The sequence below is a fragment of the Amycolatopsis keratiniphila subsp. keratiniphila genome, from assembly GCF_001620365.2.
Lineage (GTDB): Bacteria > Actinomycetota > Actinomycetes > Mycobacteriales > Pseudonocardiaceae > Amycolatopsis > Amycolatopsis keratiniphila.
Map to the genome: position 1 here is coordinate 298312 of NZ_LQMT02000010.1, position 14752 is coordinate 313063.

Annotated in this window: 12 protein-coding genes; 5 read left to right on the top strand and 7 right to left on the bottom strand. The window is 69.5% G+C overall.

Features of this window, described 5'->3' with window-relative positions; all coding sequences use genetic code 11:
- Window positions 1–55 precede the first annotated feature (55 nt).
- A complete protein-coding gene (locus AVR91_RS09660; protein WP_063274964.1) occupies window positions 56–766 on the top strand; it encodes a FadR/GntR family transcriptional regulator in 711 nt (236 codons plus the stop codon).
- A 110-nt stretch (window positions 767–876) separates the two neighbouring features.
- On the opposite strand, the gene AVR91_RS09665 is transcribed toward AVR91_RS09660, so the two are convergent.
- From AVR91_RS09665 to AVR91_RS09690, 6 genes are read right to left on the bottom strand one after another with little or no spacing between them, the layout of a single operon-like run.
- Window positions 877–1893, bottom strand: coding sequence for an ABC transporter permease (locus AVR91_RS09665; RefSeq protein WP_016336350.1), 1017 nt, complete (start codon window positions 1891–1893; stop codon window positions 877–879).
- On the bottom strand, window positions 1890–3410 hold the full coding sequence (locus tag AVR91_RS09670) for a sugar ABC transporter ATP-binding protein (RefSeq protein ID WP_063274965.1): 1521 nt from the start codon (window positions 3408–3410) through the stop codon (window positions 1890–1892). Before AVR91_RS09670 ends, AVR91_RS09665 begins: the two co-directional genes overlap by 4 nt.
- The gene (locus AVR91_RS09675) at window positions 3407–4444 is read right to left on the bottom strand and encodes a sugar ABC transporter substrate-binding protein (RefSeq protein ID WP_063274966.1); all 1038 of its coding nucleotides are present in this window, start codon (window positions 4442–4444) and stop codon (window positions 3407–3409) included. The genes AVR91_RS09670 and AVR91_RS09675 overlap by 4 nt, the downstream gene beginning before the upstream one ends.
- Before the next feature lie 25 nt (window positions 4445–4469).
- Window positions 4470–5231 carry an SDR family NAD(P)-dependent oxidoreductase gene (locus tag AVR91_RS09680; RefSeq protein WP_063274967.1) on the bottom strand — a complete coding sequence of 254 codons (762 nt, stop codon included), beginning with the start codon at window positions 5229–5231 and terminating at the stop codon, window positions 4470–4472.
- The gene (locus tag AVR91_RS09685) at window positions 5228–6529 is read right to left on the bottom strand and encodes an enolase C-terminal domain-like protein (protein ID WP_063274968.1); all 1302 of its coding nucleotides are present in this window, start codon (window positions 6527–6529) and stop codon (window positions 5228–5230) included. The genes AVR91_RS09680 and AVR91_RS09685 overlap by 4 nt, the downstream gene beginning before the upstream one ends.
- On the bottom strand, window positions 6529–7389 hold the full coding sequence (locus tag AVR91_RS09690; protein WP_063274969.1) for a fumarylacetoacetate hydrolase family protein: 861 nt from the start codon (window positions 7387–7389) through the stop codon (window positions 6529–6531). The genes AVR91_RS09685 and AVR91_RS09690 overlap by 1 nt, the downstream gene beginning before the upstream one ends.
- 230 nt (window positions 7390–7619) lie before the next feature.
- Here AVR91_RS09690 and AVR91_RS09695 point away from each other — a divergent pair, with 230 nt between their 5' ends.
- Complete coding sequence (locus AVR91_RS09695; RefSeq protein ID WP_063274970.1) at window positions 7620–8879, top strand: Bcr/CflA family multidrug efflux MFS transporter; 1260 nt, start codon at window positions 7620–7622, stop codon at window positions 8877–8879.
- 86 nt (window positions 8880–8965) lie between these two features.
- Here AVR91_RS09695 and AVR91_RS09700 read toward each other — a convergent pair whose 3' ends face one another.
- Window positions 8966–10189 carry an NAD(P)/FAD-dependent oxidoreductase gene (locus AVR91_RS09700; protein ID WP_063274971.1) on the bottom strand — a complete coding sequence of 408 codons (1224 nt, stop codon included), beginning with the start codon at window positions 10187–10189 and terminating at the stop codon, window positions 8966–8968.
- A 196-nt stretch (window positions 10190–10385) separates the two neighbouring features.
- Here AVR91_RS09700 and AVR91_RS09705 point away from each other — a divergent pair, with 196 nt between their 5' ends.
- The 3 genes from AVR91_RS09705 to AVR91_RS09715 all read left to right on the top strand — a co-directional run bounded on the left by AVR91_RS09705 (window position 10386) and on the right by AVR91_RS09715 (window position 14732).
- Window positions 10386–10604 (top strand): hypothetical protein, encoded by a 219-nt coding sequence (locus AVR91_RS09705; protein ID WP_083715358.1) that lies wholly within the window; start codon window positions 10386–10388, stop codon window positions 10602–10604.
- A 58-nt stretch (window positions 10605–10662) separates the two neighbouring features.
- Window positions 10663–12636, top strand: a complete 1974-nt coding sequence (locus tag AVR91_RS09710; protein ID WP_063274973.1) for an SDR family oxidoreductase — start codon at window positions 10663–10665, stop codon at window positions 12634–12636.
- Between the two features lie 287 nt (window positions 12637–12923).
- On the top strand, window positions 12924–14732 hold the full coding sequence (locus tag AVR91_RS09715; RefSeq protein ID WP_063274974.1) for a hypothetical protein: 1809 nt from the start codon (window positions 12924–12926) through the stop codon (window positions 14730–14732).
- The last annotated feature ends 20 nt before the right edge of the window (window positions 14733–14752 follow it).

The window sequence follows — 14752 nt, forward strand, 5'->3', positions numbered from 1 at the left end:
GCACTCTGTCAACTAACACTCAAACATCCGAGGTCTTCGGGGAGGGCGGTGGAACATGCCGGTCACCGATGTCGCGATCGACAAGATCAAGGACATGATCATCTCCGGCGAGCTTGCTCCGGGCGACAGGCTGCCGAAGGAGGCCGAACTGGCCCAGCGGCTCGGCCTGTCCCGCAGTTCGCTGCGCGAAGCGGTGAAGGCGCTGTGCCTGATCCGCGTGCTCGACGTCCGCCAGGGCGACGGGACGTACGTCACCAGCCTCGAACCGAATCTCCTCCTCGACGCGATGACGTTCGTGGTGGACTTCCACCGCGACGACACCGTGCTGGACTTCCTCGCCGTCCGCCGGATCCTCGAACCGGCGGCGACGGCGCTGGCCGCGCTGCACATGAGCGACGAGGACATCGCGGAACTAGGCCGCCTGCTCGACGAGCTGGCCGATTCGCCGACGGTGGAGGCGCTGGTCGCGAACGACCTGCAGTTCCACCGCAAGATCGCCGACGGTTCCGGCAACCCGGTGCTGTGCTCGCTGCTGGACAGCCTGTCCGGCCCCACCGCGCGCGCCCGCATCTGGCGCGGGCTCACCCAGGAGGGCGCGGTCGCGAAGACCCGCGAGCAGCACACGGCGATCTACGAGGCCATCGCGGCCCGTGAGCCCGAGCTCGCGCGTTCGTGGGCCACCGTGCACGTGGCGGGGGTGGAGCAATGGCTCCGCAACGCGCTCGGCACCGCCGACGACCCCACTTCGGCCGCCGAAGCTTCCTGACACCGCTCTCTCCTCTCTCACGTCCTCTAACCGGCCCTTCGCGCGCTAGGAACGGTCCTTTCCTCGCAAAATTTGCAAGGAAAGGACCGTTCATTGCATCGGCGAGGGGGCTAGGTCTGGGCCTTCCCACCGGCATAGCGCGAAATGATCAACGCGACCAGGATGATCACGCCGTAGATCGCCTTCAGCCATTCCGGCGGCACCTGCGCCACCTGCAGCAGGTTGGTGACGGTCTGCAGCAGCAGCACGCCGGTGAGCGCTCCGACCAGAGTGCCCTTCCCACCGTCCAGTGAGACACCGCCGATCACCGCAGCCGCGAACACCTGAAGGATCAATCCGTCGCCCTGATCCGCCCCGAGCGCGCCGACGTAGCCGGTGTACGCGAGCCCGCCGAGCGCGGCCAGCACACCGGCCACGACGAAGACACCCCAGGAGATCCGGTCGACGCGGATACCGGCGGCCCGGGCGGCTTCCCGGTTGCCGCCGATGGCGTACAGCGACCGTCCGATCCGGTGATATCGCAGCCCCAGCCCGAACACGGTGAACAGCGCCGCGGCCAGCCACACCGACATCGGCAGCCCGATGAACGTCGTCGTGGCCAGCGCGGTGAACACGTCCAGCTGGTCGAAGAGCGTCTTCCCCTGTGTGGAACCGATCTGCGTGCCGCGCAGCACCGTCAGCATCGCGAGCGTGACGATGAAGGCGTTCAGCTTCAGTTTGACGATCAGGAAACCGTTCACGAAGCCGACCGCGGCACCGGCCACCAGCACGGCGAGGATGCCCGCGAAACCGGGGATCTCGGTGCCGAAACCCGAAGAAGCCACCGGGATGACCAGCATCGCGCCCAAGGCGGGCGCCATCCCCATGGTGGATTCCAGTGACAGGTCGAACTTCCCGGTCAGCAGCACGAGCGATTCGCCCAGCACCACCATCGACAGCGCGGCGGAGGCGGACAGGATCCCGACAATACTGCCGAAGGTCAGGAACGTGTCGCTGATCAGTCCTCCGATGATCAGCACCACGACGAGCGCCGGCACGAGCGCGAGTTCGCGCAGCCACCGGAACTTCCGGCGCTTCGGCGGGGCCGCGAGCGTCGAAGTCTTCGGATCGGTCATCAGTTCGGTCACCGCTCGACTCCTTCGATGTCGGCCACCAGGTCGCCGTCGGACCAGCCCGCCGGGTGTTCGGCGACCACGGCGCCGGCGCGCAGCACCAGCACCCGGTCGCTCAGGCGGAGATCGTCCAGCTCGTCGCTGACGATCAGCACCGCCTTGCCCTCGGCGCGCACCCGGTCGACGACCGCGAGCAGCGCCTCCTTCGATTTGACGTCCACGCCCGCGGTCGGGTTGATCAGCACCACCAGGCGCGGATCACCGGCCAGCGCGCGGGCCAGGACGACCTTCTGCTGGTTGCCGCCGGAAAGGTCGGACACCGGCTGGTCCGCGTCGGCCGCGACGATGTCGTAGTCCCGCAACGCCCGCACGGCCCGGCCGTACCGCGCGCCCGGTGCCGCGAGACCGCCCTTGCCCATACGATCCAAAATGGACAGTGTGGCGTTGTCGGCGATGGAGTGCTCCAGCACCAGTCCTTCGTGATGGCGATCCCTCGGCACACAGCCGATCCCGGCGCGGATCGCGGCCGGGATGTCGCCCGGCTTCAGCGGCTTCCCGTCCACCCGGACCGTGCCGGAGGTCGGCGAACGCAATCCGTACACGGTTTCGGCGACCTGATGCTTGCCGCTGGCGTTGCTGCCGGCGAGCCCGATCACCTCGCCGCGGTGGATTCGGAACGTGACGTCCTCGAACCCGTCACCGGAGAGCCCGTCGACGGCCAGGACCTCGGCGGCGTCCGCGTCCAGCGCCTCGCGGGTGGAGGCGTCGCGGACCGAAAGCCCGCCCTGTTCGCCGGTCATCGCGTCGATCAGCTCGGCACGGCCGACCTCCGAAACGGGCGCGGTCAGGATGTGCTTGGCGTCGCGCAGCACGGTGACCGCCTGGCAGACCTCGTACACCTCGTGGAGGTGATGCGAGATGAACAGGAACGTCACCCCGTTCGCCTGCATCTGCCGCATCCGCGCGAAGAGCCGGTCGATCGCCTGGCTGTCCAGCTGTGCCGTCGGCTCGTCGAGCACGATGAACCGGGCGCCGTAGGAGAGCGCCCTGGCGATCTCGACGAATTGCCGGTCCTCGACCGAAAGCTCGCCGGCAGGGGTGTCGACGTCGACCCTCACGTCCCAGGAGTCGAGCAGGTCCCGTGCCTGACGGCGCAGCCGCTGCCAGCCGATCGCGAAACCCTTGCCGGACTGACGGTTCAGGAACAGGTTCTCCGCGACGGTCAGCTGCGGGACGACCATCGCGTGCTGGTAGACGCAGGCGACCGCGCGTTTCCAGTCGTCCTGTTTGGACAACGGCGGCGCGGGGACACCGCCGAACTCGACGTGTCCGGTGTCCGTTTTGGACAGTCCGGTGAGGATGGAGACGAGCGTCGATTTCCCGGCTCCGTTGCGGCCGACGAGCGCGTGCGACTCGCCGGGGTGCACGGTGAGGCTGACGTCGGACAGCGCCACGGTCGGCCCGTAGCGTTTGCCGACACCCTGTGCGCTGACCACCGGCACGGCGGCGGACCCGGCGGGCAGCGCGCTCACAGGTTGTTCCCCCAGAGCGCCTTGTCGTCCACGTTGTCCTTGGTGACGACGGGCGCGGGGAGCTGGTCTTCGAGGATCCCCGGCCGGACCTCGACGACGGTGCTGCCGTGATCGGTCGGCCCCGCTTTGAAGGTCTCCCCCGCCATGGCCTTCTTGATCCAGTACATGCCGTACTTGGCGTAGTCGTCGGCGGGCTGCGAGACGGTCGCGTCGAGTTCGCCCGCCCGGATCGCGGCCAGTTCCTGGGGAATGCCGTCGTTGCTGACCAGCACCACGTGCTTCGGGTCGCCGACCGGGAAGTAGAGGTTCTTGCGTTTGAGCGCCTGCTGCGTCGGCGCCAGGTACACGCCGCCCGCCTGCATGTACACGGCCTTGATGTCCGGGTTCGCGGTCAGCAGGCTGTCCAGGCCGGACGAGGCCTTGTCCGCCTTCCATTCGGCGGCGACCTCCAGCACCTGGACGCCCGGGAACTTCGTCTTCATGCACTGCCGGAACGCCTCGGACCGGTCGCGGCCGTTGACCGAGGCGAGGTCGCCCATGACCTGCACGACCTTGCCCGAGGTGACTTTCGCGCCGATCGCCTCGCAGGCCTTGGTGCCGTACGCCTTGTTGTCCGCTCGCACCACCATCGCGACCTTGCCGCCCTCCGGGGCGACGTCGACCGCCACCACCGGGACGCCCTTGTTCTCCGCCGCCTTGAGGCCCGCCACGACGGCGGCCGAGTCCAGCGGGGTCACGACCAGACCCTTGACGCCCTGGTTGAGCAAGGTGTTGATGTCGGTGATCTGCTTCGCCGGGTCGCTGTCCGCGTTGACCGTCGGCAACGCCTCGACGCCCTGTTCCTTCGCCTTCAGCGGTACGTAGTTGTTGTAGGCCTGCCAGAACGGCGAGGTCAGCAACGGGATCGTCGCGCCGACCTTGCCGCCCCCACCCGCGCCGGGCCGCGGCGCGTTGTCTTTGGTGGACCCGCAAGCCGACAGGACCAGCCCGAGCGCCGTGGCCGCGGCGGCCACCTTCATCACCCTCGTACGCACCGCATCCTCCTTGATGGCAGCGAAACTACTGGTGGTGGACCGGGCCGCGCGGACGCAGCCCGTACATCCCTCCGTCGACGGCGAGCGCCGTGCCGGTGGTCGAAGCCGACAGCGGGCTGGCGAGGTACACCACCGCGTTCGCGACCTCGTCCGCGGTGACCAGCCTGCCCATCGGCTGACGGGCCGCCAGCGCGGCGCGTTCGGCCTCCGGATCGCCCGCGGCGTCGAGCAGCCTGCCGACCCACGGGGTGTCCGCGGTGCCCGGGCAGACGCAGTTGACGCGGATCCGGTCGGCGAGGTGGTCGGTCGCCATCGCCAGGGTCAGCGAGAGCACCGCGCCCTTGCTGGCCGAGTACAGCGCGCGGTTGGGCAGGCCCGCCCACGCGGCGATCGAACAGGTGTTGACGATCGCGGCCGACGGCGAGTTCTTCAGATGCGGCAACGCCGACCGCGCGAGCCGCACCATGCCGACGACGTTGATGTCGAGGACGCGGTGCCATTCGTCGTCGCCGTTGGCGGTGACGTCGCCCTGCGCGCCGATACCCGCGTTGTTGACCAGGACGTCGAGCCTGCCGAACCGCTCGGCGACCGCGTCGATCGCCGAACGGACCTCCTTGTCGGAGCCGACGTCACAGCGGAATCCGGTGAGCCCTTCGGGAAGGTCGCCGGGATTCAGGTCGAGCACCGCGACCTTCGCCCCGCGCGCGGCGAGCAGGTCGGCGGTGGCCCTGCCGATTCCCGAGGCACCGCCGGTGACGGCGGCGACGAGGCCTTCGAACTCACTCACTGGTTTGTCTCCGTCCACTCTGGACCGTCGGGGAAGGTGAACCGGCGCAAGGTCGCGTCGTGCATCCGGGCCGAGAAACCCGGCGCGGACGGGGCGACGTAGCGGCCGTCGACGACGGCGGCCGGATCGGTGAAATGCTCGTGGAGGTGGTCGACCCATTCGATGGACCGGTCGGCGTCGGAGCCGGACACCGCCACGAAATCGAACATCGACAGGTGCCGGACGAGTTCGCACAGCCCGACCCCGCCGGCGTGCGGGCAGACCGGGACCCCGAATTTGGCCGCCAGCAACAGGATCGCCAGGTTCTCGTTGAACCCGCCGACCCTGGCGGCGTCGAGTTGCAGCACCGAGATCGCGCCGGCCTGCAGCAACTGCTTGAACACCACGCGGTTCTGGACGTGCTCGCCGGTGGCCACCCGGATCGGGGCGAGCGCCTTGGCGATCGCGGCGTGCCCGAGCACGTCGTCCGGTGAGGTGGGTTCCTCGATCCAATACGGGTCGTACGGCGCCAGTGCGGTCATCCAGGTGATCGCGGTGGAGACGTCCCAGCGCTGGTTCGCGTCGACGGCGACCCGGATGTCCGGGCCGACGGTCTCGCGGGCGAGCTTCATCCGCCGGACGTCGTCCTCGAGATTCCCGCCGACCTTCAGTTTGATCATCTCGAAGCCGTCCGCCACCGCCTGTTCGGCGAGCCGGACCAGTTTCGCGTCCGAGTAGCCGAGCCAGCCCGGGGACGTGCTGTACGCGCGATAGCCGTCGCGCTCGATCTTGGCGATCCGTTCGGCGCGGCCGGGCTCGGCGGCGCGGAGGATGTCGAGCGCCTCCTGCTCGGTCAGCGCGTCGGAGAGATACCGGAAGTCGACGAGGGAGACCAGTTCCTCCGGCGACATCCCGGCGGCGAACCGCCAGACGGGGAGCCCGGCGATCCGCGCGGCGAGATCCCAGGCGGCGTTGACCACCGCGCCGATCGCCATGTGCGCGACACCCTTTTCCGGGCCGAGCCAGCGCAGTTGCGAGTCGCCGACCAGTGCCCGCGACAGGTCACCGAGCCCGGCCGCGTCGGTGGGCACGTCCCTGCCGACGACGTGCGGTTCCAGCGCGCGGATCGCCGCGGCCTGGACGTCGTTGCCGCGTCCGATGGTGAACGCGAGCCCGTAGCCGTCCGGGCCGCCGTCGGTGTGCAGCACGACGTACGCGGCCGAGTAGTCCGGGTCCGGGTTCATGGCGTCCGAACCGTCCAGCTCCCGCGAAGTCGGGAAGCGGACGTCGAGCACCTCCATGCCCACGATCTTCGCCATCACGCCTGCCTGACGTTCTGACGCTGGCGGCCGAGGCCGTCGATTTCGAGCTCGATGACGTCACCCTCGGTCAGGTACGGCTTGGGCTCGGGCCGGCCGAGCGCGACTCCCTGCGGGGTGCCGGTGTTGATGAGGTCCCCGGGGCGCAGCACCATGTACTGGCTCACGTAGTGCACGATCTCGGCGACCGTGAAGATCATGTCCTTGGTCGAGGAGTCCTGCTTCTTCTCACCGTTGACCCACAACCGCAGGCCCAGGTCCTGCGGGTCGGCCACCTCGTCGGCGGTGACCAGCCACGGGCCGAGCGGGTTGAAGTTCTCGCACGATTTGCCCTTGTCCCAGGTGCCGCCGCGTTCGAGCTGGAATTCGCGCTCGGACACGTCGTTCGAGACGGTGTAGCCGGCGACGTACTCCAGGGCCTCTTCGGTGCTTTCGAGGTAGCGCGCGGTCTTGCCGATGACGACGCCGAGCTCGACCTCCCAGTCGGTCTTGGTCGAGCCGCGCGGCACGAGCACGTCGTCCTCCGGGCCGACGACGACGTCGGGGGCCTTCATGAACACGACGGGTTCGGTCGGGACCTCGGCGCCGGACTCCTCGGCGTGCTGCCGGTAGTTGAGCCCGATGCAGACGACCTTGCCCGGCCGCGCGATCGGCGAGCCCACCCTGGCCGAGGTGAATTCGGGCCCGGCTTCGGGCAGCTCGCCGGCGGCCAGCGCGGCCGCGACCCTGGCGACGCCGTCGCCCGCGAAGAAGCTGCCATCGATGTCGGCGGTCAGCGCCGAGAGGTCGCGCAGCGTGCCGTCCCCGGCACGTACGAACGGACGCTCACTTCCCGGCTCCCCGAGTCGCAACAGCTGCACGGATTTTCCCTTCCAGCCGAACCGTCAACAATCAACGGCTCCCACAGCAACGAACAGACATCCGATGTATACCCGACGACCTCCGACGAGATCTAGGGGCCACTCGGATTTGTCTCGAATATTGATCGGATCAGTCTTGCGAAGTCGGGGTGGCGAGACTCACAGGGGGAATAGTTACCTACTCTAAGCAAGTTGTTCCTCGCGGAACCTTGGCTGGGGAAAGGAAGAGCATGACCATCGCGCCCGAGCGAGTGGAAGAAACCGTCGCGCGCCCTATCCCGACCGGACGCGCCCGGTTCGTCCTGATCCTCGGCGGCCTGTCCGCCTTCGGGCCCCTGTCCATCGACATGTACCTGCCCGCGCTGCCGCAGATGGCGGGCGAACTGCGCGCGGCGGACGCGACCGTGCAGCTCACGCTCAGCGCGTTCATCATCGGGCTCGCCATCGGCCAGCTGATCCTCGGACCGCTGTCCGACGCGATCGGCCGCCGCAAACCGCTCGTGGCCGGGCTCGCGCTCTACATGGTCGGCTCGATCCTGTGCGCCGTCGCCCCGACCGCCGAGCTGCTCATCGCCGCGCGCGGCGTGCAGGCCTTCGGCGCCGCGGCGGGCATCGTGATCGCCAGGGCGACCGTGCGCGACCTCTACTCCGGTACCGCGATGACGAAGTTCTTCTCGCTGCTCATGCTGGTCAACGGGCTCGCCCCGATCCTGGCGCCGATCATCGGCGGCCAGATCCTGAACTGGACGTCGTGGCGCGGCGTGTTCGTCTGCCTGACCGTGTTCGGCGGACTCCTGCTCGCCGTCGTCTTCTTCCTGCTGCCGGAGCCCCTGCCCGAGGAGCGCCGCACGCCCGCGCGATTCGGCTCGGTGCTGCGGAAGTACGCGAGCCTGCTCCGCGATCGTGGCTTCCTCGGCTACGCGCTGGCCTCGGGGCTCATGTTCGGCAGCCTGTTCGCCTACATCTCCGGCTCGTCCTTCGCGCTGCAGGGCGTCTACGGGCTCAGCCCGCAGGCGTACAGCCTGGTGTTCGGGCTCAACGGCATCGGCATCGTGGCCGTCGGGCAGCTGAACGGGCGCATCGTAGGACGTTTCCCGGAACGGACGCTGCTGACCGTCGGCCTGGTCATCGCGGCGGTGGCCGGTTTCGGCGTGCTGGCCGCGACGGTGCTGGACCTCGGGCTGATCGGGCTGCTGATCCCGCTGTTCATCCTGGTGTCGAGTATCGGCATGGTGGCGCCGAATGCGAGTTCGCTGGCGCTCGCCGAACAGGCGCGGTCCGCCGGTTCGGCGTCGGCGCTGCTGGGTGTGCTGCAGTTCGTCGTCGGCGGGCTGGCGACGCCGCTGGTCGGGCTGGGCGGTCCGGGCACCGCGGTCCCGATGGGGATCGTGATGGCGGGCTTCGGTGTGCTCGCGCTGCTGGCCTTCGGGACCATGACGCGGCCTTCGCGGGCTTCGGTGCCTCTCGCGGCCGTCGCCCAGGAGGCCTGACCCCCTGCCCCGGATGTCATGAAAGGGTCGTTCAAGACGTTTTTCGTCCTGAACGACCCTTTCATGACATCCGGGGCACCACACCGTCAGACGAGCGAAGTGAGGTCAGCGGTCCTCAGCTGCTCCGCGGTCACCGCCGAGCGTCCCTCGACCAGGGCCTTCAAGGCGTCCCCGTCATCCCACTGGTTGACGTTCATCGCGGCGGCCACCTGCCCATCCCGCAGCCAGAACGCGGTAAAGTCCCGCGCCGCGAGATCGCCCCGCACCACGAGTTCGTCGGTCTCGGGATCGGCGAGACCGCGGTACTCGCATCCGAGGTCGTACTGGTCCGAGAAGAAATACGGGCTCCGCAGATACGGCTCGTTCTCCCCAAGCAGGTTTCCCGCGACGTGCTCGCCCTGCCACTTCGCGTTCGACCAGTGCTCGACGCGGACGCGTTTTCCGTAGCGCGGATGGAAATGCGCGGCGATGTCACCGATCGCGTAGACGTCGGGCGCGGCCGTCCGCAGGCCGGCGTCGGCGCAGACACCGCCGTCGTCGGACAGTTCCAGCCCGGCGGCGTGCGCGAGGTCGACCCGCGGCGCGGCGCCGACGGCCACCAGCACGACGTCGGAGGGAAGCTCGTCACCACTCCGAAGGCGGACACCGGTCACCCCATCGGCGTCACCGGTGAAGCCTGCGACGCCTTCACCCAGCCGCCAGTTCACCCCGTGCTGGGTGTGGAGGTCCTTGAAGACGCCGGACACCTGCTCGCCCAGTACGGCGAGCAACGGCGAGCCGACCTGGTCGACCACGGTCACCTCGGCGCCGTGTTCCCTGGCGGCCGCCGCGGCCTCGGTCCCGATCCAGCCCGCGCCGACGATCACCACCCGCCGCGCGTCCTCGAACGCCGAGCGCAGCGCCAGCGCGTCGTCGAGGGTGCGCAGGGTCCGCAGTCCCGGCAGATCCCCGCCGGGCACCGGCAACGACCGCGGCCGGGAGCCGGTCGCGAGCACGAGCCGGTCGAAGCGGTGTTCGCCGCCCGCGTCGTCGTGCACGAGCCGCGCGCCGAGCTCGATCTTGGTCGCGGTCACGCCGTTCCGGAACGCGATGTCCTTTTCGCCGTAGAAACCCTCGTCGTGCACCCAGTCGGGTTCATCGGCCTTGCCCAGCAGAAGTCCCTTGGACAAGGGCGGTAATTCGTACGGGCGATGCGTGTCGGTGCCGAGGAGCACGATCCCACCCTCGTAGCCGCGTTCTCGCAGCGCTCCGGCGGCCGTCGCCCCGGCGAGACCGGCGCCGACGATGACGATCTTCCTGGGTTCGGACATCCATGACCTCCCAAGCAGTCCCTCCCCCGGACGCTACTCCCGTCTCTCCCCGTCCGGCCTAGCGAAAGCGGAAGTCGATCACGAAACGCGGTATCGGTTAACCCATCAGTAGGAATGTGGGGTAACCGGCGTCACGCCCCCGAAAGCGCCTCGTCCCAGCCTCGGACGAGAAAGGGAGATCATGGGATACGGGAGGATGAGGACGTTGGCACCCCGGGACGAATGGTCGGTCGGCTGCCGGGATCTCGCGGGCAGGCGCAGGGACGTGACGGTGTTCGTGAGCAGCGACAAGATCGTGCTCGTGGCGCCGCCCGGAGAGGCCGCCGTACTCGGGCCGCTGGACGTGGGGCGCCTGCGCGCCGCGCTCCGCGACGCCGTGGTCGCGGTGGCCGAAAATCCGGACCACAGTGAGTGACAACTACCGTTCCTACTTCTGAGTAGGTAGAGTCGGCCCCGTTCGGAAGGAGCCGGCCATGACCACCTACTTCGTGACGGGCGCGACGGGTTTTCTGGGCAAACGCCTGGTCGCGCGCCTACTACGGCGACCCGAGACCGTAGCCGTCCACGTACTCGTGAGGGAAACCTCACGCGGGAAGCTCCCGAGCCACGAGAAGCTCGTTCCCGTCACCGGCGATCTGACCGAACCCTCGCTGGGCATCGATCCCGCCCGCGTGGGACCCCTCGACCACGTCGTGCATCTCGGCGCGATCTACGACCTCACCGCTGACGAAGCGGCGAACCGCGCGGCCAACGTCGACGGCACCCGCAACGTCCTGGAGTTCGCCGCCGCCGCGAAGGCCGGGCTCTTCCACCACGTCTCGTCGATCGCGGTCGCCGGGCAGTACGCCGGGCGGTTCACCGAGGCCGACTTCGACCTCGGCCAGAGTTTCGCGTCGCCGTACCACGCGACGAAGTTCGAGGCGGAGAAACTCGTGCGCAGGCACGGGAAAACGCCGTTCCGCGTGTACCGGCCGTCCGCCGTGGCCGGTGATTCGCGTACCGGTGAGATGGACAAGATCGACGGTCCGTACTACTTCCTCCCCGCGATCTCGCGGCTCGCCGCGCTGCCTCGCCGTCTTCCGCTGGCCGCCCCGGATCTCGGCGCCACGAACCTCGTTCCGGTCGACTACGTCGTCGAAGCGATGGAACACCTCATGCACGTCGACGCGCCCAGCGGCAGCACGTATCACCTCGCGTCGCCCCGTCCCCAGCCGCTGCACGAGGTTTACAACGCCTTCGCGCGGGCCGCGGGCGGGCCGAAGATCTCCGCCGTCCTCCCCTCCCGGCCGTCCGGGGCGCTCAAGCGGGCCGGCACCCGGCTGGCGAAATCCGCGGCCGCCGGATTCGACCGGGTCCCCGGCGGGCGGTCGGCCCGCGCGGCGGTGCTGGCGGAGCTCGGCATCCCGCTCGAAGTCCTGCCGCATCTGAGCATGGAGGTCGACTTCGACACGAGCGCCACCACGGCCGCGCTCGAAGGCAGCGGGATCACCTTGCCCCCGTTGAAGGAGTACGCCGGCCCGCTCTACCGGTACTGGCTCGCGCACCTGGATCCCGACCGCGGCCGCCGCCGTCCCGGGCCGGAACCGCTCGACGGCCGCAAGGTCCTCATCACCGGCGCGTCCTCGGGTATCGGGCGCGCGTCCGCGCTGGCCGTCGCCGCGAAGGGCGGCGAAGTGATCCTCGTGGCCAGGCGTGCCGACGAACTCGAAGAGGTCCGCGAGCAGATCGTCGCGGCGGGCGGCAAGGCGTCGGCGTATCCGTGCGACCTCACCGACGGCGGGGCCGTCGACGCTCTGGTCAAGGACGTGCTCGCCGCGCACGGCGCCGTCGACATGCTGGTCAACAACGCGGGCCGCTCGATCCGGCGGTCGCTTTCGCTGTCCACCGAACGGTTCCACGACTTCGAGCGCACGATGGCGATCAACTACTTCGGCCCCGTGCGGCTGACGCTGGGCCTGCTGCCGTCGATGACCGCGCGCGGCTTCGGCCACGTCGTCAACGTGACCACCCAAGGACTCCAGACCGACACCCCGCGGTTTTCCGCTTACCTGGCCTCGAAGGCCGCGCTGGAGGAGTTCGGGCTGACCGCCGGGCGGGAAACGCTTTCCGACGGCGTCACCTTCACCTCGGTCCGGATGCCGCTGGTGCGCACCGACATGATCGCCCCGACCGGCTCCTATCGCGGCATGCCGTCGAGCTCGCCCGAACGCGCCGCCGCCCTCGTGGTGAAGGCGTTGGAGAAACGGCCGGAGATCCTGAACCTTCCGGAGGGCACGGCCGCCGAACTGGTGACGCTCGTCGCACCGAAGACCGCCCGGTTCTTCGCCCACCTCGTCTACCGCGCGATGCCCGAGTCCGCGCCGGAATCCCGTGGCCTGCCCCGGAAGGCCCCGCTCGCCTCGGTGGCGGGCGCGGTCACCCGGCTGGTCTGGCGCCGTCGTCCCTGAGAGCCTGTGGGCGGAGCTGAGGTTTTCCCCGGAAAGTGACCATACGCGTGAACCCGCCCGGCCGAAGGCCCCGCTATCGCGGTGGCAGGGCGCCCTTGACCACCTTCGCGACCAGGAAGGCCAGGTCGCGCCCTGTCGACGTCGATCGCGGACGCGGGTTCACCTATAGACACTGACGTCCCGCCCGGGGCTCGATCGGGGGACGCCCCCGGCCGCTACCATCGGTTTCCGATACGCCGTGGGGTCGGCGGGCACGGGCCGAGTAGGGACGACCGGGAAGGGGCAGTGTGGACGTCGCCAGTCCCCCGCTGTCGACCGGACCGGACGCGGAGGTGGTACGTCCGTCCAGGACAGTGCTGCGGCTTTCCCTGCACGCGGCCTGGGTGCTCGCGCTCGCCGTCGCCACCGAACTCCGGGTAGGGCGCTTCGGTTTCCACCCGTCGGACCAGGGTTTCATCCTCGCCCAGGCCTGGCGGGTGCGGCACGGGGAGGTGCCGCATTCCGACATCATCTCCGCACGGCCACTGGGTTCGGCGTACCTGCACATCGTCGATTTCGTGGTGCCGGGGCCGCTGTTCTTCGTCTCCAGCGTGCTCAGCATGCTGGAGATCATCCTGGCGACCATCGCGTTCGCGGTCCTGGTCACCCGCCGCCGCGTCCGTGACTGGGGGCCTGGGCTCACCGGGCTGACGGCGGCCGCGTCGCTGCTGAACCTCAACGCGTTCCCGCTGATGGCGTGGCACACGATCGACGGGATCTTCCTGACCGCGTGCGGCGCCTGGGCACTGGATTCGGGGCTGCGCAACGGCAAGGCGTGGCCACGACGGCTGGGTCTGGTGCTGCTGGGCACCTCGGTGTTCGTCAAGCAGAGTTTCGCGCCGGTGCCGCTGATCGCGCTGTGCTGGCTGCTGCTGCACCCGTCACTGCGCGAAGGAGCGTTCCGCACCGGCCGCTGGTGGGGGCGGCTGGCCTGGGATCTGCTGGCGCTGGGCGCTTTCCTGGTCTTCTACGTCGGAATCGTCACCCTCGACGGCGGGCTCGGCGCGATGGCCGAGCAGCTCACCGGCGGTCTGCCCGCGTATGGCGAGCGGCTTCTCGGGCTGTGGCTGGAAAATCCCGCGTCCCTGCTGCGGCCGCCCGTGCGGGGCTTGACCTTCTTCCTGATCGCCGGGGTGTTCCTGGCCCTGCTGGGGATCTTCCGCGACCGCGCCGGTTTCGCCGGGGCGCTCGTCGCCCGGCTGCTGCTCCTGGCGGGGGTGGCGGTGGTGGTCGGCACCGTCGTCGACGGGCATTTCACCGGCGCGTCTCGCTGGGCGGACGTGCTCTGGTGGATCCTCGGCGTCGCGCTCCTGGTGAACTGGGCGGCGACGCGGCGCTTCCCGAGAATGGGGGCGCTGGTCTTCGCGACCGGCTTCATGACCAGCCTGTCGTGGGGCAACGACACCCCGACGTTGTTCACCGGGACACTGGCGCTGACGGCGATCCTGCTGCTCGCGGACGCGCTGCCGCCGCTGCCGGAGCCGCCTCGTCCGATCGGGCTGGCGGGTGCCACGGCGATGGGCCTGGTCGCGGTGCTGGCGTCGGGCTGGGCCGTGGTCGCGCATCACGACGAAGCCGCGTACCTCGACATGGCGCACGAGAAGCTGACGGGCGACCTCGGCACGGTGACGCCGTCGATGCGCGGCATCCGGACGAACCCGGGCACCTACGCCTACATCTCCCAGATCCAGGACTGCGTCACGCGTTTCCCCGCCGGGCGCACGGCCGTCCTGCCCGACAACCCGTTCGCCTATCCCGCCTTCGGCCTGCGCAACCCGTTCCCGCTGGAATGGCCGCTGCCGCTGGAGATCGTCGCCGACGCCCCGGAACGCATGCTCGCGACGGCCGACGGGCTCAACCGCGACGGCGACTACCTGGTGCTGTTCCAGACCGTGAGCATGCCCGCGCTGGCCAAGGGCGGGCCGGTACCCGCGCAAGTCGCCGGGGACGCCCCGATCTTCGACTACCTCGGGCTGGAGAACGCGCTGCGGTCGCGGCTCACCGGGCAGACCGTCACCTGCGGCAGCTTCATCGGCAAGTGGGCTCCCCGCCCCTGACGCATTTCGTCCTCTGAATG